The following is a 21,083-nucleotide window of genomic DNA, read 5'->3' as shown; positions in this document are numbered from 1 at the left end:
CTAATAAAACCTACTCATTGTAGGAACTTACCTGTACACTTAAACGTGGCAATTTACTAGCCTTATCAACACTTTATGGAGGATTCCCTCATGGCAAAAACCGTTCTTGTTATCAATTCTGGTTCTAGTTCGATTAAATACCAGCTCGTCGATTTGGAAAGCGGCGAAGGTATTGCATCTGGTATTGTAGAAAAAATTGGCGAGCCAGTTGACGGACACTACAAGCACGTATTCAATGGCGAAAAGCATGAGTTTGACGAGCCAGTGCATGATCACGAGCAAGGCTTAAAGCGCGTACTCGGCTTCTTCGAGGAATATGGTCCAAATCTTTCCAAGTCTGGAATCGTAGCTGTTGGACACCGCGTTGTTCAGGGTGGCTTAACATTCCCTAAGCCTGCATTAGTAAACAAAAAGACCATTAATAAGGTGAAGGATTTGGCTGTTTTGGCTCCACTTCACAACGGTCCTGAGGCTGTTGGCGCTGAAGTCATGACTGAACTTTTGCCAGATGTTCCACAAATTATGGTGTTCGATTCTTCGTTCTTCCACGATTTGCCACAAGTTGCTGCAACTTACGCATTAAACAAAGATATTGCAAACCAGTACCGCATTCGTCGCTATGGCGCTCACGGCACTTCCCACGAATACATTGGCTCTGTAGTTCCAAGCGTTGTTGGAAAGCCTGCAGAAGGCTTAAAGCAGATTGTTTTGCACATTGGAAATGGCGCTTCTGCTTCCGCTCAGATTTCTGGCAAGCCAGTTGAAACTTCTATGGGCTTGACTCCTCTCGAAGGTTTAATGATGGGCGGCCGCACTGGAGATATTGACCCAGCCGTAGTGTTCCACCTTATTCGCAACGCTCACATGAACGTAGACGAGCTTGATACGCTCTTCAACAAGCGTTCTGGCATGATGGGTATGACTGGCCACGGCGATTTGCGAGACATTCACAATCTAATTGCAGAAGGCGACGAAGACGCTAAGCTTGCTCTCGGCGTGTACGTTCACCGCATTGTTGGCTATATTGGCAACTACACTGCTCAAATGGGCGGCGTGGACGTAATCACATTCACCGCTGGCGTTGGCGAAAACGACGAGATTGTTCGCGCTCTTGTGTGCGAAAAGCTTGCTCCATTCGGCGTTAAGCTCGATAAAGAGAAGAACTTGGTTCGTTCTAAGGAGCCACGCATTATTTCCACTCCAGATAGCTCTGTAATTATTGCTGTAATCCCAACTAACGAAGAGTTGGCAATCGCTCGAAAGTCTGCACAAATTGCAGAAGATGGAGTCGATTCTTACGGCAACAAGTTTGAACGCTAAATCGTAGTGTAAAACAACGTAACGTAAAAACGTAACACATAAATAATCCCGGGTTAAAAAAACTCGGGATTATTTGTTATTTAAGCATATTATTTAAGCTCACTATTTAGGCTCACTCTTTAAGCATGTTATTCCACATTGTTGGAAAATCAGGAAGCGTTTTGCGCGTAGTGGCAATATTTTTTACGCTTATATTAGATATACGAAGCCCTAACATTGCCGCAAAAGTTGCCATGCGATGATCCGCATAAGTCTCCATCACTTCCCCATGCATATTTTTGCTAGGAATAATACGAATTCCATCATCTAGCTCTTCTGCGCCTATTCCAACGCGATTTAGTTCCGTAACTATTGCACTCAAGCGGTTTGTTTCGTGGCCTCTTAGATGCGCAATACCGCGTAACTCGCTTACACTGTCTGCAAACGCAAGAATCGCAGCAATACTTGGCGCAACCTCGCCAGCAGCAGCCAAATCAAGCGACTTAATAGCACGAATTTTTCCGCTACCAGTTACGCACAATGTTGAAGAATCTGATCTAGAATGCTCAAAAACAATTTTTGCGCCCATTTGCTCAAGAATCCCAGGCAACAACCCCCCAGGCTGAGTTGTTTTAAGCGGCCAATTAGGGATTTTAACGCATCCGCCAGCAATCAACGCTGCTCCAATAAAAGGCGCCGCGTTAGAAAGATCTGGCTCTACAACAACTTCATGCGGCAAAGTCAAATCATGCTCTTTAACACGCCATACTCCACTTTCTGGCATATCTACCACTCCGCCAGCTTTGCGCACATCTTCCATTGTCATTTGAATATGCGGCATACTAGGCAATTTGCTTCCAATATGCTCGATTTGTAGCCCTCCTGGAACACGAGATGCAATTAGCAGAAGTGCAGATATAAATTGAGACGATGACGAAGAGTCGATACGAATAACGCGATTATTGCAAGAATTTTGCGCGTCATTTATACCATATGATTCAAGATTTTTAGGCGGAATAACGCTAAATGGTAAGAATCCGACTTTTCCGTGATATACGATTTTTGCGCCCAATTGTTCCAATCCATCTAGAACAGGCTTCATTGGACGAGCATATGCTTGCTCATCTCCATCAAATTTCACACAATTATTTGCAAACAGCGCTAAAGCCGTTACAAAACGCATAACCGTTCCAGCTAAGCCGCAATTAACAACCGCACAATCATCTACACTAAAAACGCCATTTTTGGGCGGAATAACGCAAATTGTTGTACCATCGCAGCTTAGCGAATCGCATTTAACTCCAAATACGCTTAGCGCGTTAATCATAAGTTCCGTATCTCTTGACCGCAACAATCCCTTTAGAACAACTGGTTTTTTACCAAGAGCTGCTAAAATCAAATAACGATTAGACAATGATTTGCTTCCAGGAATATTCACTGTTGCATTCAAAGGCATATTGCACGATGGAGCTTGCCAAACATCATCATGATTATAAGGATTCATTATTTCGCTCATATTATGAATACTATCTATAAATATGTACGCATTGTAATTTTCACAATGCTTTACATATGAATAAACGCATTATGCCAATATCCTGTTTGTATTGAAGCATATAAAGCAATAGCAGGAACAGCAATGCAAATTACATAAAATATCCAATCGTATGCTGTTAACTTCGATTTTCGTGCTGGAACACGTTTAATACTACTTCCAAAAGCCCTAGCTTCCATAGCTGTAGCAAGTTTCGTACCTCTGCGAATAGATAACACGAGCAAACCAAAAGATTGCGAAAGCATGCGCTGTAACGCTTTACCATCCGATATACCACGAGACCTGCGAGCTAAACCAAAAGCACGCCAATCATTTTGCAATAGACTAAACATTCTCAATCCAGCTAATGCTCCGTACACAAATCGTGGAGAAAAATGCAAAATCTGCACTAAGCCGTCTGCTAAATCAGTTGGATCTAATCCAATGGCTAATATAACGCCTGGAACTGCTACAGATGCAACACGAACAAACGTACAAATTGCCAAATACAATGATCCTTGGCTTATATGCATCCAGCCAAACTTAAATATATCATCTCCAGAACTTTGGCCATATAAAAGCACAGATATAAAGCTACCAGAAGCAGCAATCCAAACTGGCCAAGTATGGCGTAAAACATACCAAGGAGTTACTCCAGCAATTGCAAATAACAGTATATCTAAACCAAATGCAATAGAAGCAGAAACAATATCTAATGTAACGAACATAGGCAAGCAAAGTAATAACGCTCCAATAAAACGACTTATTGGATTAAGCTTACGAATAAACCAAGAAGGCGAAACTAGTCGTTCACTTTCTAAACGTTTAGAAGACGCTGTTACATCAATATGCGAAACTTTTAATAAACTTTCAAAGTCTTTAACTTTAATACTAGACGATTCTTCTGCACTACTAGTTTTATTCACTTCTACTCATTCCCTTCGCTATAGTTATGAGCGGACTCTACGATTTTTTCGTACTCAACTCTTATTACTCTTGCCTCTAAAGACTTTACAAGCTCATCATCGTGAGTAACCATAATCACCGCTGAGCCACTATCGCGGATTTGCGCAATAAGTTTTACCATTGCTGTCCAAGTTTTAAAATCTTGTCCAAAAGTAGGCTCATCCATAATAACAACACGCGGAGCAGCAGCTAAAAGCGTAGCTACAGAAAGTCTACGTTTTTCTCCTCCAGATAATGTGTAAGGATTAGCAAGAGCAAAACGCTTCAAATCCATACGTTCAAGCATGCTATCGGCAATATCGTAAGATTCCTTTTCGCTTTTTCCTTGCTTTTTAGGTCCTACAGCAACTTCATCTCTTACAGAAGATGTTATGAATTGATGTTCTGGCTCCTGAAACACCATGCCAACTCGCCCTAATAATTCTTGACTTTTCCAAGTAAAAAGATTATTTTTACGTCGTTTTGGCACATACTTTTCCATCATGCACACACTGCCAGCAATTGGTTTTAACAAGCCTGCAAGCGTTAACGCTAGCGTAGTTTTACCAGCACCATTAGGTCCCATTAAAGCCGTTACTTCACCAAAACGAAAAGCTACATTAACATGTTCCGCTAGTGGCAAAGTTCTTCCAAAAGAGCAATCATTAGTATAGAGCGCAACAGATTCTTCCGTATCTTTGATCTCGTCTTTGATCTCATCATCGCAATGTTTAGGAGCAAAAGATTTAACTGTTCTTCCTGGAACCCAAGCACCACCTTTTGCAAGCATATCGCCATATTTTTCAAAAACATCCTCAGGCTTACCGTCTGCAATAACGCATCCTACATTTGCATCATTATTATTTTCATTTTTTCCAATAACAATAACTCTATCAATCAAATCCAGCCACACATCAATATGATGTTCAACTACAATCATTGTAGAACCTGTTTTTTTAAGAATATTCGCTACAGCATCATGCACTTGCTGAACACCTTCAGGATCAAGATTAGCTGTAGGCTCATCCAACAGCAGCAATCCAGGATGCATTGCAAGCACTCCTGCTAAAGCAAGACGTTGCCTTTGGCCTCCAGATAAAGATTGTGTTGAGCGTCTAAGACCCTGACTTCCTTGAGTAATATTGTCTAAACCAACAGCTTTTAACGAAAGCTTTACGCGATTCCAAGTCTCTTCGCTATCAACTCCAAGATTCTCACTTCCAAAAGCTACATCGTCGCCTACTCTTTCAAGAATGATTTGTGAATCTGGATCTTGCATAACAAGTCCAACTTTTCCACGAGCATCCCTAGCATGAACACCACCGACTAGAAGGCTACCTTCTTCCATGCCTTCTGTTTCATCGCCTAAAACACCTGCTAAACCAGCCATAAATGTGCTTTTTCCAGCGCCAGAAGCACCTAAAAGCAACACATGTTCACCAGGCTTAATATCAATATTTACATTCCTCAACACAAAATCTTTGCGAGTAGCGTGTCTCCAACCCCAGTTTTTAGCAACTACGCTAGCTGGAGTCCATTCAGTTTTATTCACAAATTGCATACAAACAAACTTTCATTGCATAGCAAAATTTTCATTGCATAGCAAAATCTAAAATATAAAAATTGCATAACACAATTTCAAAAATATAAAGTAAAACAAATACAAAATATAAGCGTCATACGAGTAAACTACCGTGTTTTGTACTTTTTACACAAAACACGATAGTTTACAAGCTGCAATGAGTATTTAGATATAACTCACACTAATGCTTGAGGACGGCCTGATTCAAAACGATCAAGCACGCCCGTTGCAGCTAATGCCTTTTGAACAAACCACACTACAACGCCTGCAACAATAAAACCAGAAATAATAGAAGTAACTAGATTTGCAACAATATACTGAGTACTCCAGCCTTGACCGCCGCTAACCCAATTATAAATAAAGCAAGCTACGCCTGCTAACGATCCAGATATTGCAGTGGAAAGCAAATTCCATGTTTTATACATAAAGAAAATGAATGCAAGTTCAGCGCCAACACCTTGAATAATGCCGACGATTAACGATCCGCCAACACCCCATTGATTTCCTAACATAAGTTCCACAAAAGCAGCAAGAGTTTCAGCAAACAATGCAGCACCAGGCTTACGCACGATTATTGCAGCTAAAGGTCCAGCAAAAAGCCAAAAACCATTAGATAAACCTTCAGCACCAGGCAACAGGCTTGCAAAAAGATTAGTAGGAGCTGCGCACACAATATCCCAAGCCCAGAATAATACGCCAGATGCAACAGCGATAATAGCAGCTATGACGATATCAAGAATACGCCAGCGATTAGAATGTTCCATTGAAACATTAGTCATAATAAGTGCCTTTCTTCAATATTGAAAGATTTGGGCACGGGAAAAGAGCGACATCCGTTGCTAACATTACTTAGCACACGTTCAATCGGTCGAAGCTTTCGCTTCCTCTCAGCCAGAAACGGCTCCCGAGTCAAATATTTATAATCACAATGTAAGAATCCAACGCAAATAATGCATCAAAAACTCACCTTTACAAGAATACACATAGAGTACTTTTTTGTATAGTAAGTGTTGAAAATGCAAATACGCAATTTTATATAAGCACATTTATATAAGTACACAACTACGTACACAGTTTAATTAAAAATTACACAAAAACAAGTAAATACAAGCAAATACAAAAAAGTCGGGGTGACAGGATTCGAACCTGCGACATCCTGCTCCCAAAGCAGGCGCGCTACCAAACTGCGCTACACCCCGAGGCTTCCAAGCTGACTACCAGCTCCAAGCACAATCAACTACAATAGCGCACATCGCAGACAAACGCAAATTTGCAACACGCGCGATAGAATATAAATAGCATTGAAAATAGGCGATAGATTTTAGAGGTTAGCATGGGGCGTTTTCAGCGTGCAGAAGCGGCTGGATTAATAGCTTTTTTAGCTTGTGCAATATTCAGCATAGTCGTAATGTCTGTATACATGAAAACTATGCCAGCGATTTGGCAAGTTACGCAACGATTATTTACGGTAGCATCTGGAATAGTGGCTATTTGCAGCATGTGTACTTTTGTAGTCGGATATTTAAGAACACACAAAGAAATACTTAAAAAGAATTGGCTACAAATTGCAAAACATGCTTTTGAAATAATCGCATTATCTACGATTTATGGCGCAACAATGCTGCTTATGTCTTTCGCTCTGCTTTCTATAATCAATAGCATTATTGGAAGAAGCGCAGTAAACAGTTATCTTCCTGTACTTTGTTGTGCTTTAAGTGGAATTGTTGGATACGCAACTCTGGTTCAAGCGGAACTCTTAGAGGCGAAAACCGTTGCATCACTGCTACCACTATTTGTGATTTCTGGTGCAGCAACAGCTGGATTGACATCCGACGACCCGTATTGGTACAACAATAACTTCTCTCAACTAGGAGATAAAACAACATTTGCTGCAAGCATGTTTAATGCTACGCTGATTTTATCTGGAATATGCATTATTATTACAAGCTACTTTGCTATAACAGAGTTCGTTGCCACTCAGAAAGAAATTTTGCAACATAAAGACACTAATATTACAAAACACTTTAAAACTAGAACCACCATTATGGCTACATTACTAATTTTGGGGGGAATTGCGTTTATTGGCATAGGAACATTTAGATACACTCCTCACCCAGTTATACATGATTTATGTGCAAGAGGTGTTACTGGTCTTATTTGCACTATGCTTATTTGCCTTCCTTGGCTTGCTCCTAGACTTTCTAAAACATTCTACGTAGCTTCAGATTTAGCAGTAGTCCTTACCGCATGGGTTGGAAATCAATGGGTGCAGGGTCATAACACATTAACTAATGTAGAAGCATTATCTTGTTTACTCTTTTTAGGATGGATAATAGTATTTTCAAGACAGGTCGCTGCAATGCAAAGCGACCGTTTGCAAATTAAAATAAATGAACATTCTAAAAACAATATTCAATATGATATAGGTTAATCAATAAAAAAGTTGAGGCTTAGAATCTAGTTTTTAGAATCTAAGCCTCAATTAGTTTTATATATGAATATTTTTATGCTAGATTATTTTCTTCTTGATTTTCACTCATAAGCAGAAGGAAACTTCGCGATTGAGCAACAATATTGAATCCTGATTCATAATGCAATTGCGGTCCTTTTGGATTATGAGTGTCCACAACAAGAGTCCACTTTTCACCATAATTCTTATCTGGCAAAGTAAATGTTATAGGCTCATAATGCGCATTGAAAATAAGAAGGAAGTCATTATCTACCATTCTGCTTCCATACCAATCGGTTTCTGGAATATCTGAACCATTCAAATAAATCATTACCGAAAGAGCATGAGTATTACTCCATGCCTCCATATCCATAACAGAACCAGTATGATCAAACCATTCTACTTGTGGAATCTCTGAAACATCATCCCCTGGTTCTCGACCAGTAAAGAATCTACGCCTGTGAAGAACAGGATGATCTAGTCTTAAATGAATAAGCTTAGAAACAAAATCAAACATATCTTTTTGTGTGGAATTAAAATCCCAATTAATCCAAGAAATAGTATTATCTTGGCAATATGCGTTGTTGTTTCCATTTTGAGTACGCATAATCTCGTCACCAGCGCAAATCATAGGAATGCCCTGGCTCATCAACAAAGTTGAGAACAGGTTTCGCATTTGACGTTGACGAAGTTCGTTAACATCGTGAATATTAGTAGGACCTTCTACTCCACAATTCCACGAACGATTATCGTTAGCACCGTCGTTATTACCTTCTTTATTCGCTTCATTATGCTTTTCGTTATAGCTCACCAAATCGTTCATAGTAAAACCATCGTGAGCGGTAATAAAGTTTACAGAAGCTACAGGCTTACGTCCATTTTGCTCATATAAATCCGAGCTTCCCATAAGTCGGCTTGCAAATTCAGGCAAAGTCGAAGGCTGCGAGCGCCAAAAATCGCGTACGCAATCGCGGTAGCGACCATTCCACTCGGACCAACTTGGAGGGAATCCTCCAACTTGATATCCTCCTACGCCAATATCCCAAGGCTCTGCAATAAGTTTTACGCTAGAAATAATAGGGTCTTGCTCAATAATGTCGAAGAATGCAGAAAGCTTATCTACTTCTTGGAATTGACGAGCAAGCGTTGCCGCCAAGTCAAATCGGAATCCGTCTACGTGCATTTCAGTTACCCAATAGCGCAAGCTGTCTGTGATTAGTCGCAATGCTTTAGGAGAACGCATAAGAAGCGAATTTCCAGTACCAGTAGTATCGAAGTAATGTCTCTGATCGTTATCTACAAGACGATAGTATGCGCGATTGTCGATTCCGCGGAAGCTTAAGGTTGGACCTCTATCGTTTCCTTCAGCGGTATGATTATAAACAACGTCTAGAATAACTTCCATTCCTGCAGCATGGTACGCCTTAACCATTGCCTTGAATTCGTTAACTTGCTCGCCGCGTTGTCCAGAACTCGAGTACGAATTCTGAGGAGCAAAGAATCCAATGGTATTATATCCCCAATAATTGCTTAATCCCTTATTTTGCAAGAAAGAATCATTTACAAACTGGTGGATAGGCATAAGTTCAATAGCAGTAATACCAAGCTTTTTTAAGTAAGATATTACACTTGGATGAGCTAAACCTGCGTATGTTCCACGAATTTCTGGAGGAACATTACGATTTAAATTCGTCATTCCTCTAACATGAGCCTCGTAAATCACGCTATCGTGGTACGGAATCATTGGATGCTGGTCGTTACCCCAATCAAAATATGGGTTAATAACAGCTGCTTTCATAGTGTGATCTGCAGAATCCAAAGTGTTCATTGCGGCTAAATCATCTGGATTAGCAAACCAATACGAAAATAGGCTTTCGTCACCGTCAATATTGCCTTCTATTGCCTTTGCATAAGGGTCCAAAAGAAGTTTGTTTGGATTACACCATAATCCATGATTTGGATCATACGGTCCATGCACACGATAACCGTATCTCTGCCCTGGCTGTATTCCAGATATGTAAGTATGCCAAACGTAAGAATTCTGCTCAGTCATATCGATGCGAGTCTCATTATCTTGCTCATCGAACAAGCATAGCTCAACATGCTTTGCCACCTCAGAGAACAATGCGAAGTTCACGCCTGCACCGTCGTAGGTAGCACCAAGCGGATACATAGAACCTGGTCTAATTTGCATAATTCAAGTATTGCATATATTTATATAGTTTTCATTAATACTGTAGGCGATTCTTTATAAAAGATGAAAAAGATTTGAAAATAATCATAATTAACGCATAATAAAAAAAAAATATGAATTGTATTTATGTGCTAATTCCCCTTTAAAACCAACGCAACACGCCAAAAACATCCTTTAACCACATTGATTGAAAAATCTGGTAATTCGTTTTTAGTGTTGATGAAATAGCAATATGACATATAAGCAAAACGAATATTGCACGGATGGCGTGGGATTAAAAGAAGAAATTTTAAATCGCATAGCAGAAATTGAAGTAGAACTATGCGATTTTTCAATCCCTAATAAAACAATAGGAAATCTTGGAGAAGAATATGTATCTCTAAAACTAATTCTTAAAAATTGGATTCTATTAGACAGAAATTGGCATAGTCGTTTTGGAGAGCTTGATGTTGTGATGATGGATCCGTTTGGAAGAATTGTATTCATAGAAGTAAAAACGAGACGAAGCGTAAGATTTGGAACTCCACTAGAAGCGGTAACAAACGAAAAATGCTTAAAAACACATAAAGCTGGATTTAAGTGGTTAGACGAGCATAACTTTTTTAAACATAGAAAAATACGATTCGACGTTGTATCAATACTAATTTCAAAAGATAAAAATATTCAACTACATCACATTTTAGGAGCATTCTAATGGTTATTGGAAACGCATTATCTGTAGGATTACTGGGTTTGAAAGCCTTTACAATACAATTACAGGCATTCATATCTAGTGGATTGCCAGGATTCTCTATTATTGGTCTTCCTGACACCTCTTTAAGCGAGGCGAGAGAACGAGTTAAATCAGCATATACGTCTTTACGCTGCGAATGGCCAGAAACAAGGTTAACAGTGAATCTTTCACCTGCGTCTATGCCAAAAAGTGGAGCATCTTACGATCTTGCAATTGCAGCAAGCATACTTAGTGCTAGAGGAATTATTCCACTTAACGAGCTAGAAAATACGATTATTTTAGGAGAACTTAACTTAGATGGGTCAGTTCTACCAATTCAAGGCATGCTACCAATTTGTTTATATGCCAAGCAAAAAAATATTACAAAAATGATTATTCCCTACGAAAATCTTTCAGAAGCCAAGCTGATAAATGGAATTGAAGTAATTGGGATTAAACACATTTTAGATTTGGTAGACGAACTAAACGGGAAATTAGAAAACAAGGCTAGACCGATTGCCGAAAAGAACAGAGAACGAGCATTAAAAGCAATTAACCCTTATGATCATCTTCATATTAAAGAAATCGATAATACAAGACTCTATTCCAAATCAGCACTTAACGATAATACGACTTCAAACATGAATAATACGGATAATGTTGATCCAATAAAAAGCGCCAATCCGCTAGGAGAAATCGGTGATATGTCGGAAGTATTAGGGCAAGAACACACAAAGTGGGCATTGCAAGTAGCTGCAGCTGGCGGACACCACGTTATGATGATTGGACCTCCAGGATCTGGTAAAACTATGCTGGCATCTAGAATGCCAAGCATCATGTGCCCACTAAACGAACAAGAACAGCTTGAAGTGGCATCTATTAGGTCACTTTGCGGAACACTACCATACTATGGAATAACAGATGTTCCGCCTTTTGAGGCACCTCATCATACATCTTCTGCAGCATCTCTTATAGGAGGAGGCGCAGGTCTAGCCAAGCCTGGAATAATAACTCGTGCACATTGTGGAGTTTTGTTTATGGATGAAGCTCCAGAATTCTCACCAAGAGTTTTGCAAACTCTTAGAGAACCATTGGAATCTGGTCATATAGCTGTTTCAAGATCTAAAGGAACAACATTATATCCTGCTAAATTCCAACTTGTTATCGCAGCAAATCCATGCCCATGCGGATACGCCTATGGCAATGGCGAACGATGCACATGCAAAGAGAAGGAACGAATACGTTATTTTTCTAGACTTTCTGGACCAATTCTAGACAGGATTGATATTCAAATGGATGTTCCTCCTGTAGAAAAAATTATTACTTCAAAAGCGCAATCAGAACATGGATCTAGTCAAATGTCAGAAAAAATTCTAACTAGTGCAATGATGCGAGAAAACGTAAAAAACGCAAGGCTGGTTGCTCAAAATCGTTTTAGAAAACTCGGATGGAGTTGTAACGCTCAAGCGTCTGGAACATGGCTTAGAAAATACACATCTAAATACGCTATTGAGTTGATTAATAAATCACTTGAAAACCACAAGTTGAGTTTACGCGGAGCAGATCGAGCTTTAAGGCTTGCATGGACTTTAGCTGATCTTTATGGGCACACTTCTCCAGATTTAACTGACATGGCTCAGGCAATTAGTTTAAGGACCAGAATATGAACAATATTAGTAGCATAAATGGCAACAACAATACTTACAGAATAGATAACGATACTTTATCGCGCGCAATACTCACATTTTGTATTGATGGCGCAGATGCAATAATGTACACACTTGTAATAGGGTCAGTAAACACTGGCAGTATTGTGGAAGCACTTCACCTTATTTGCGAATCTATAAGTGAATCTATTGGTAAAACAAAAAACAAGCAGCTAGAATTAAATCTGCAAAATGGCTGCTGTCAAGATGATTTTTACATAGACGGATCTTTAGAAAACCAGACTAAATCGAATTTAGATGATTTAGAAAATAATGGAAAAATTCTTAACATTATAAAAAATCACTCAAAAGTTTCTGTTTTAGAAGAATATTTTCTGAAAGGTCTTAAAATATGGGGAAGCAATAATGCTGACAATAAAATTGCTATTAACAATTTTGATATATTACACAGATCCATTAAAAAATGGTGTTTAAGACTAAAACAATTGCCTTCTTGGGATTCAAATCAACTTAAAAGATGGTTTAGTTCTAACGGAACGCAATGGATTATTTCACCAAACAGTAAATATTGGCCAAAACAGCTACAAGATTTAGCAACCCAATGCCAAGTAGCTCCCCCATTGTGTTTGTGGGGAATTGGAGATCCCAACGCGCTTATTCAATGTAATCAGCCACTTGCGATTGTTGGCTCTAGAGGTTGCAATGACTACGGATACGAGCTTAGCTTTACATTCGCTAAATCGTGCGCTAAAAAGGGGCACACAGTTATTTCTGGCGGAGCTTATGGTATTGACGCTGCAGCTCATTGGGGAACCTTGGATGCTTTAGACTCTCATGTAGCAAATGTTAATCCTGTTGGCAAAACAATTGTTGTTTTTGCTGGAGGTTTGAACAAAATGGGACCTTCAAGCAATGCTCAACTTTTTGATGCGATTCTTTCTAGCGGCGGAGCATGTATTAGTGAACTATGTCCAGACACTACTCCTGTTGCACGTAGATTCTTACTCAGAAATCGCCTTATTGCGGCTATTGCTAGCAAGGTAATAGTATCTCAAGCACGATTACGATCTGGAGCTTTAAACACAGCAAACTGGGCGAATAGCTTAAATCGCGAGATTTATTCTGTTCCAGGAGATGTAACATCACCGAGTAATGCTGGATGCAATATGCTTATTCACGATGGAAAAGCTATGATGATATGTTCACAAAATGATATAGATAGTATCTATCCTAATTCCCACCATTATTTGCCACACTCTTTAAGCAATAACAATATTATTCCAGATACATGTAATGATTTTCAAAAAATTGTATTGAAAGCAATTCAAGAGTGTAAGAGCAAAAAAATATGCGCAAACATTGACAATATACATGCAATCATGCTTCATACAAACTCAAATAATGATTTTTCAATATCTAAGATTTCTGGAGAAATAGCAATTCTTGAATTAAATGGAATAGTCAAAAACCAAAATGGTGTTTTTAGTTTAAATAGGAAAAATCTTAAATAAAAAGCAGAAAATATGAGAAAATAAATGTTATGCAGTCAAACTTGAGTCAGCAAAAAGAAAATACTACTACAGTTAAAGAAAAAACTGTGCAAATACAAGTAGAGCAATCATCATACGATGTTGTGATTATCGGCGCAGGAGCAGCAGGACTTTCTTCAGCACTGGGATTAGTGAAATCTGAAGAATATAAAACGCTAAGATCTCAAGGAAAACAGCCTAAAATATTAGTGATTTGCAAGCTTCAAGCGTTAAGGTCTCATACAGGTTCTGCAGAAGGTGGAATCGCAGCATCATTAGGAAACATAGAAAAAGATTGCTGGCAATGGCACTATTACGACACCGTTCACGGTGGAGACTGGTTAAGCGATCAAGACGCAGCAAAAATGCTAGCAAAAGAAGCTAGAGATACAGTTATTGAACTAGAACACTTTGGAGTTGCCTTTTCTAGAACAGAAGATGGTCATATTAATCAAAGATTTTTTGGTGGGCATACTGCCGACTTCGGTCAGCAGCCAATTAGACGAGCTGCGTACGCTGCAGACAGAATTGGACACCAAATTCTATACAGCCTATGGCAAAAATGCATAGAGGAAAATATTAAAATCGAAGAAGATATTTATGTAACAGACCTTGCTATAAACCACAAATCTAATAGCGTAGAGGGCATAATCGCGCTAAACGAAAAAAGTGGAAAAGTAGAAAAAATATGTGCAAGAAATGTTCTTATAGCAACTGGTGGAGCTGGAAGACTATTTTCAACAACATCTAATTCCTGGGATTTAACTGGGGACGGAATGTCTTTAGCACTAAACGCAGGATTGCAACTAGAAGACATAGAGTTCATACAATTCCATCCGACTGGTCTAGCTCATACTGGAATATTGCTTTCGGAAGCAGCTCGAGGAGAAGGCGGAGTTCTTAGGAATTGCAAGAATGAAGCATTTATGAAAAACTACGACGACACGCATGCGGATTTAGCTCCAAGAGATGTAGTAAGCAGGTCGATTGTATCAGAAATAGATGCTTTAAGAGGCGTTGAAGATACTACTAGCAGCATTGATAGAAAAGATTGCGTATGGCTAGATATGACTCATATCGAAAAGCAACATATGCTGAGTGCTCTTCCACAGGTTGTAGAAACTATTGAAAAATATGCGCATTTAGATCCTTCAAAAGATCTTATACCTATTAGACCTACAGCGCATTACACGATGGGGGGAATACCCATATCGCTTAACGGGCAAGTTTATAAACTGGTTAATAATAAAAAACAGAGAATAATAGGATTATATGCCGCAGGAGAATGCGCATGCTCGGGAGTACATGGAGCCAATCGCCTTGGCGGAAACTCTCTTCTTGATGCATGCCTGTTCGGAAAACTATCTGGTAAGTCTATTGCAAAAGAATTAAAAGAACAAAGTCAGGAAAAAAGTCAGGAAAAACACGAAGAGCATATAGTAGATACATCAAAAAATGTGTACGATAGCACTCCTAATACTTTTGAAAATCTAGACAAATTATCAGAAAATCGTGTACAAGAGATAATCGGTCTTATTCAAAATACAAGCACATCTAGCAACACAACAAACCCATATAATCTACTAGAAAAACTAGGAAATATTATGGAAAATGCTGCAGCGGTTAGGTGTAGCGAAAATACCCTTAAAGATGCTTTGCAAAAAATCGATACGATTATTATTCCGCAAGCTAAAATTCTTGTTTTACATTCACAAAATCTTGTTTTTAATCAAGAGCTAATCACTATTTGGGAATTACAAAACATGATTACGCTTGCAAAATCGGTTCTGCAAGCATCACTTGCAAGACATGAATCTCGTGGAGCATTCACAAGATTGGACTATCCAAAACGTAATAACAATCAAAATCCACAACATTCTATAGTGGATTCAAGCGGCGAAGTGCAAAATATTCCAGTAATAATTGTCGATTTTGACCCAAACAAGCCTATTAATCATCAAAATAAGGATGAAATTAACAAAATTATGACAAAAATAGATTAATTTTCAACACGCCGAAGCAAAGAGTTAAAAAAGATGTTATAATTCTATCTGTTGTCTAAAACACCCGTCCGGGTGGCGGAATGGTAGACGCGCTAGCTTGAGGTGCTAGTGCCTATTTGTACAGGCGTGCGGGTTCAAGTCCCGCTCCGGACACGGAATGAAGTCTTGCTGAGAAATCAGCAAGACTTTTCTGTTTTTTTCATATTCATATCCGCTAATCGCGCTGATCAATCACTCTAATTAATCACATAATTCCAAGGGTCAAAAGCTCTACCAATCCAAGAAACATCCAACGATTCACCAAAATTCTTGTATATAGAATCATGAACATCTTGCACAGCATACTTAAACCACAACGACTCAATGGCACTATGAGGAGTGTTTATAAGCATGGGCTTAATAATATTAGAATTTTCTAATTTTGCTTCATACACAGCCTGCTCGTACGCGTCCGTTGCAGGATGATGCCTTAAATCACTTGTTACATACACATCTGCTCCGCAAGCGCGAACTTCATCAAATAAAGAATCACCTGAACCTGGAAGAACAGCTATTTTGCTAACCATAGCATTAATATCTCCACACACTTGAATGCCTAGATTAGTAGTAGGCAAAGCGTTAAAAACGCGCATAGCAAACTCTTTAAGCGTGATTTTTTGCTCAAGCACTCCAACTCTGCCAAGACCAAGAGAAAGGTCATTATTACTTGCTGGAACAAGAGGATGCAAATCTTTAAGACCAAAAGCATTAGCTGCAGCATCCGCCACTCCCCTAAAAGCCGCGTCCGCATTAGTGTGACCGACCCACAAGCCACAATGATTTTCAATAAGTGTCTGAACTATTTTTCCTCGAACAGAAAAACCAGAAACTTCATGAACTGACCTAAAGAATAAAGGATGATGAGAAACAATCAAATTAGCACCCATTTTGCATGATTCTTCAACAGCTTCTAAAGTTGGATCAGATAAACAAACTATCTTATTCACATTATCCATAGGATTTCCAACAATTAGTCCAGGATTATCCCAAGATTCAGCAAGATTTAGAGGATACAAGTCTTCTAAAACCCTAACAACATCAACTAAAGTTGCCATATTCTACACCTTTACAATAAACCTACAGCGGGCTTTACAATAATTCTCACAGATAAAATCAGTGAGCAGCAAGCTGCCAGTCAGCTCCCAATCCAGTAGACACGTTAAGCGGAACGTCTAACTCAACAGTATGTTCCATAGCGCCTTTAACAATATTTTCTACGATATCTGCTTCGCCATGTGCTATTTCGAGAACAAGTTCATCGTGTATTTGCAAAATCACACGACTTTTTACTTTAGCTTCTCGCAAATCCTTATCTACTTGAATCATTGCAAGCTTCATAATATCTGCAGCACTTCCTTGAATAGGAGCATTTAAAGCTGCTCGCTCTGCAGCTTCACGAGATGCTCTATTCGTGGAATTTAGCTTAGGAAAATACCTTCTACGACCAAACATCGTTTGAGTATATCCAAGCTTTCTAGCTTTATCTACTAAAGACTCCAAATAGTCATGCACGCCACCAAAGGTATCGAAATACTTTTCTTTAAGAACTTCTGCAGCAGCAGGACTAATAGAAAGCTGTTTTGCTAAACCATAAGTACTAAGCCCATATGCCAATCCGTAACTCATTGCTTTAACATGCGATCTCTGATCTGGGCTAACTTGTTCAACTGGAATCTTATAAACCAAGCTTGCTACAAACTTATGAAAATCAACACCAGACTTAAAAGCTTTAATAAGTGTTTCATCTGCAGAAGCATGAGCCATAATTCTAAGCTCTACTTGAGAATAATCACAACTCATAAGCTGATCGTATTGATTTCCTGGAATAAAAGCAGCTCTAATTTCCCTACCGACCACATTCCTATTCGGTATATTTTGCAAATTTGGGTCCGAAGAACTTAAACGCCCAGTAGCTGCAATAGTTTGTTCAAAAGTGGTATGAATCCTGCCATCTTCATATCTTGCAGAATCAATAAGACTCTGTACAATCTGCTTTAACTTGTTTGTCTCACGATGTTTTAGCAAAGCCCCTAAGAATTGACTAGCTTTTTCATCCGGATCAATTTTTGCATATAATTCTTGCAATGCTTCTGCATTAGTAGTATAAGATCCACTTTTCGTTCTTCTTGTAGGCTTTAAACCCATATCCTCAAATAGCAATTGTTGAAGCTGCTTAGGACTTTGCAAATTTATCGGCTTGTTTGCTACGTCCAAAGCCATTTTTTGTGCAAATTGAGCTTCTGCCGCAAAATTATCTCTCATAGATACGAGCCTGTTCATATCTACAGCAGCACCTGCATCTTCCATGCCTCTTAAGACCCTAGAAACAGGCATTTCGACATCGACCATTAATCCTGTTTGTTTACGTTCATCTAGTTTTATAGCATATTGCTTTGCCAACAATCTTATTGTTATAGCAGTTTCCAAAATACGCTTTTCTTGATTTTTACGCTTATCCTCTTCTTGATTTAACTCTTCAGGATTATCACTATCTTCTAAAACAAAATCAAGCTCTCCTTGTGCAGGCTCTTCATTAGATTTTTCATTTTCTACATGAATATTTAGAACATGTTCCGCCATATCTTCAATATTTTCATTGCGAAAATCTGGTTCTATCAAATAAGATGCTAAACGAGTGTCAAGTAATGGATTAAAAGAGTAATTATTATCTACAATTTTCAGCGATTTAAGAAGAGCTATATGTTTTTTGTAGTCATGCAAAACAATTGAAGATTCATACATTTTTATGAAATCTTTTAGCTTGTGGCAGATTTCATTACAATCTTCGCTAGAATCCCCATTAAGAACATCAGAATATACAATTGCAGCATTATTTTGCGATAGCATTACTAGCACATCTGCATAAATACCAAACTGACTGCTATTATTTGGTTTTTGCAATGCATATATAATTAGTTCTTTGTGATCTTTAATAGTTTTTGCACACTCTAAATCATTTCTTATAAGATTTAAAGAAGGTTTTTCTTGAGACTCAAGTAATTCAAACAAATCTACGGTTGCTTTAGATTTATATTCCGTATTCTCTTTAACTAATTCTGACGATCCATTTGACTCACTTTTCTCAATACATGGTGAAACGAGATTAATCCAATTATCTAAATCAGATTCTGAATAAATTTTATGAATATTTATTTTATCTACTATAGTTTTGAAATCCTCTAAATCATCTGAATTATCAGACTCTGTAGAACTAACATCACTGCCAGCATGAGTGCTTCCAGCAGAAATCATCATCTTAATGTTCTCTTCTAAAAGCTCTTTGCTTCCACGCGTAAATTCTTTTAAAATCTTCCTTCTACTGCGAGTACCAAATTCGAGTCTTTCAAACAATTCGCCAACTGACGCGGCATCAACATTTCCAAATTCAAGATCATTAATACCAACACCAAGATCTAAATCTTTAACAAGAGTATTTACTTTCTTATTCAGACGAATCTGATCTATGCTTTCTCGCAAAGACTCACCTTTTTTGCCAGTCACCTGATCCGCGTGTTCTATAATGCCTTCTAATCCACCGAATTGATTAATCCACTTTGCTGCATAACCATCGCCTACGCCAGGAACACCTGGAATATTATCGGAAGTTTCTCCTCTAAGCGCTGCTAAATCTGAATATTGCTTAGGCGTAACATTATATTTTTCAATAATCGCATCAGTATCCATTTGTTTTAAATCTTTAAAATGCCTGCCTGGATACAAAACATTTATATATTCATCAATAAGTTGGAACGCATCACGATCTCCAGAAAGAACAAGAGTCTTATATTTAGCTTTAGCGCCCATTGTGGCTAAGGTTGCAATAATATCGTCGCCTTCATAACCCTGTTTTGTAATATATTTAACACCTAATGCATTGAGCAATTCTTGTATAACAGGAAGTTGAGCTAGAAGCTCTTCTGGTGCAGCTTCTCGAGTTCCTTTATATTGCGGCAAAAGTTTATTCCTAAAAGTTCCGCCTTTAACATCAAAAGCAACAGCAAGCTTATCTGGTTTTTCTTTTTCAATAACCTGAGAAAGCATTGTTGAAAAACCCCATATTGCATTGGTTGCAAAACCAGATTTTGTTGAAAAATTATCCGCAGATATTGCGTAAAAAGCACGAAACGCAAGTGAGTGGCCATCTACCACCAACAACGTTCCATTTTCATCCTCATTATTCAAAGAATCCTCGTTTGCAACGATGCTGGCATTCACTTAACTACCCACCTGCGTTCTCGTAAAATAAATTTTTTATGAAATTATTTACCATAGCTGTCACAACCATTAATTGTAACAACTACAAAATATTGTTTTTAAATAATGCTTTGAAATACTGTTTACGCTTCTGCAGATGGTTTTTCTTCACCATACTTAGCAATAATAGCCAAAGCAAGACGCTTCTTTGGAATACGCTGATCCATAGAAGTTTTTTGAATCCAGCGGAAAGCACCCTGTTCCGAGAATCCAGCCTTGTCCATAAGCAAACCTTTTGCCCTGTCTACAAGCTTACGCTCTTCAAGAGTATCTTCAGCCTTCCTAAGCTTCTCTTCTGCTTTACGAAGCTGATCTTGCGCATCCTGTAGCTTATTTTCAGTACGCTCAACACTATCTAATAAATCGTTAATTTCACTAAACCTACCCATAGCTACTTCTAGAGCAGGTAAAAGTTTTGACTCCTCATACGGCTTTGTAACATAAGCCATAGCACCAGCGCCAGTAGCTCTCTTAACTAAATCAGATTGAGAAAAAGCAGTGAGCATAACAACTGGAGCAATATTCTCGTCACAAATAGTGGCAGCCGCTTGAATACCATCTACTACTGGCATCTTAACGTCCATGCAAACAACATCTGGATGGAATTGACGAGTAAGATTAACCGCTTCTTCTCCATTAGCTGCTTGTCCTACAACCTTGTAGCCATTATCTTCCAACATTGCTACAAGATCCATACGGTTCACTGCCTCGTCTTCTGCAACTACAACAGTTTTTTCAGCATTTTCTTTTTTGCTTTCACTGTTATCATCGTCTTTTTTAGGAGTAGACAACTCAGCCGCATCTCGCAACTCATCATCGGTAAGCACAACTGGCGACTTCCCCATCTCTTCATCGCTGGTTACAGCAGACATTTTA

Annotated in this window: 14 protein-coding genes and 2 tRNA genes; 7 read left to right on the top strand and 9 right to left on the bottom strand. The window is 38.7% G+C overall.

Translation table 11 applies throughout. The features are described 5' to 3' along the window. Positions 1–90 precede the first annotated feature (90 nt). Positions 91–1,320: an acetate/propionate family kinase gene (locus tag HXT60_RS01915; RefSeq protein WP_421791269.1), complete on the top strand. Its 1,230-nt coding sequence runs from the start codon at positions 91–93 to the stop codon at positions 1,318–1,320. A 112-nt stretch (positions 1,321–1,432) separates the two neighbouring features. On the opposite strand, the gene aroA is transcribed toward HXT60_RS01915, so the two are convergent. The 5 genes from aroA to HXT60_RS01890 form a co-directional block, all read right to left on the bottom strand. Continuing rightward, the gene (gene aroA, locus HXT60_RS01910; RefSeq protein ID WP_174191109.1) at positions 1,433–2,803 is read right to left on the bottom strand and encodes a 3-phosphoshikimate 1-carboxyvinyltransferase; all 1,371 of its coding nucleotides are present in this window, start codon (positions 2,801–2,803) and stop codon (positions 1,433–1,435) included. A gap of 62 nt (positions 2,804–2,865) precedes the next feature. Then, positions 2,866–3,759 carry an energy-coupling factor transporter transmembrane component T family protein gene (locus HXT60_RS01905; protein WP_004112518.1) on the bottom strand — a complete coding sequence of 298 codons (894 nt, stop codon included), beginning with the start codon at positions 3,757–3,759 and terminating at the stop codon, positions 2,866–2,868. Positions 3,760–3,761: 2 nt separating this feature from the next. Continuing rightward, positions 3,762–5,339: an ABC transporter ATP-binding protein gene (locus HXT60_RS01900; protein WP_075038541.1), complete on the bottom strand. Its 1,578-nt coding sequence runs from the start codon at positions 5,337–5,339 to the stop codon at positions 3,762–3,764. 197 nt (positions 5,340–5,536) lie between these two features. Continuing rightward, on the bottom strand, positions 5,537–6,139 hold the full coding sequence (locus HXT60_RS01895; protein WP_014554685.1) for an ECF transporter S component: 603 nt from the start codon (positions 6,137–6,139) through the stop codon (positions 5,537–5,539). A gap of 346 nt (positions 6,140–6,485) precedes the next feature. Beyond that, positions 6,486–6,559: transfer RNA gene (locus HXT60_RS01890), tRNA-Pro, on the bottom strand. Positions 6,560–6,693: 134 nt separating this feature from the next. Between HXT60_RS01890 and HXT60_RS01885 the strand changes: the two genes are divergently transcribed. Beyond that, a complete protein-coding gene (locus tag HXT60_RS01885) occupies positions 6,694–7,791 on the top strand; it encodes a hypothetical protein (protein WP_004118270.1) in 1,098 nt (365 codons plus the stop codon). Between the two features lie 73 nt (positions 7,792–7,864). Here HXT60_RS01885 and glgX read toward each other — a convergent pair whose 3' ends face one another. Next, on the bottom strand, positions 7,865–10,003 hold the full coding sequence (gene glgX / locus HXT60_RS01880; RefSeq protein ID WP_415682107.1) for a glycogen debranching protein GlgX: 2,139 nt from the start codon (positions 10,001–10,003) through the stop codon (positions 7,865–7,867). Positions 10,004–10,235: 232 nt separating this feature from the next. Here glgX and HXT60_RS01875 point away from each other — a divergent pair, with 232 nt between their 5' ends. From HXT60_RS01875 to HXT60_RS01855, 5 genes are all read left to right on the top strand, one after another. Continuing rightward, the gene (locus HXT60_RS01875) at positions 10,236–10,697 is read left to right on the top strand and encodes a YraN family protein (RefSeq protein ID WP_415682109.1); all 462 of its coding nucleotides are present in this window, start codon (positions 10,236–10,238) and stop codon (positions 10,695–10,697) included. Further along, positions 10,697–12,382, top strand: coding sequence for a YifB family Mg chelatase-like AAA ATPase (locus HXT60_RS01870; protein ID WP_004574938.1), 1,686 nt, complete (start codon positions 10,697–10,699; stop codon positions 12,380–12,382). Before HXT60_RS01875 ends, HXT60_RS01870 begins: the two co-directional genes overlap by 1 nt. Then, the gene (gene dprA / locus HXT60_RS01865) at positions 12,379–13,893 is read left to right on the top strand and encodes a DNA-processing protein DprA (protein WP_014554687.1); all 1,515 of its coding nucleotides are present in this window, start codon (positions 12,379–12,381) and stop codon (positions 13,891–13,893) included. The genes HXT60_RS01870 and dprA overlap by 4 nt, the downstream gene beginning before the upstream one ends. A 29-nt stretch (positions 13,894–13,922) precedes the next feature. Next, entirely contained in the window at positions 13,923–15,914 is a 1,992-nt protein-coding gene (locus tag HXT60_RS01860; protein ID WP_248898672.1) for an FAD-binding protein, read from the top strand. 66 nt (positions 15,915–15,980) lie between these two features. After that, a tRNA-Leu gene (locus HXT60_RS01855) sits at positions 15,981–16,067 on the top strand. 83 nt (positions 16,068–16,150) lie between these two features. Here the strand turns inward: HXT60_RS01855 and HXT60_RS01850 are convergent. The 3 genes from HXT60_RS01850 to HXT60_RS01840 all read right to left on the bottom strand — a co-directional run bounded on the left by HXT60_RS01850 (position 16,151) and on the right by HXT60_RS01840 (position 21,079). Continuing rightward, positions 16,151–17,008 carry a Nif3-like dinuclear metal center hexameric protein gene (locus HXT60_RS01850; RefSeq protein ID WP_421791266.1) on the bottom strand — a complete coding sequence of 286 codons (858 nt, stop codon included), beginning with the start codon at positions 17,006–17,008 and terminating at the stop codon, positions 16,151–16,153. 58 nt (positions 17,009–17,066) lie between these two features. Beyond that, positions 17,067–20,168 carry a DNA polymerase I gene (polA, locus tag HXT60_RS01845; RefSeq protein WP_421791264.1) on the bottom strand — a complete coding sequence of 1,034 codons (3,102 nt, stop codon included), beginning with the start codon at positions 20,166–20,168 and terminating at the stop codon, positions 17,067–17,069. Positions 20,169–20,290: 122 nt separating this feature from the next. After that, positions 20,291–21,079 (bottom strand): ANTAR domain-containing response regulator, encoded by a 789-nt coding sequence (locus HXT60_RS01840; protein ID WP_004112506.1) that lies wholly within the window; start codon positions 21,077–21,079, stop codon positions 20,291–20,293. Between the last annotated feature and the right edge of the window lie 4 nt (positions 21,080–21,083).

Origin of the sequence: Gardnerella sp. KA01002 (assembly GCF_049244015.1) — a bacterium.
Classification (GTDB): Bacteria; Actinomycetota; Actinomycetes; order Actinomycetales; family Bifidobacteriaceae; genus Bifidobacterium; species Bifidobacterium vaginale.
The sequence above is the reverse complement of the archived record's forward strand: the minus strand, read 5'-3'. Positions and strand labels throughout refer to the sequence as shown.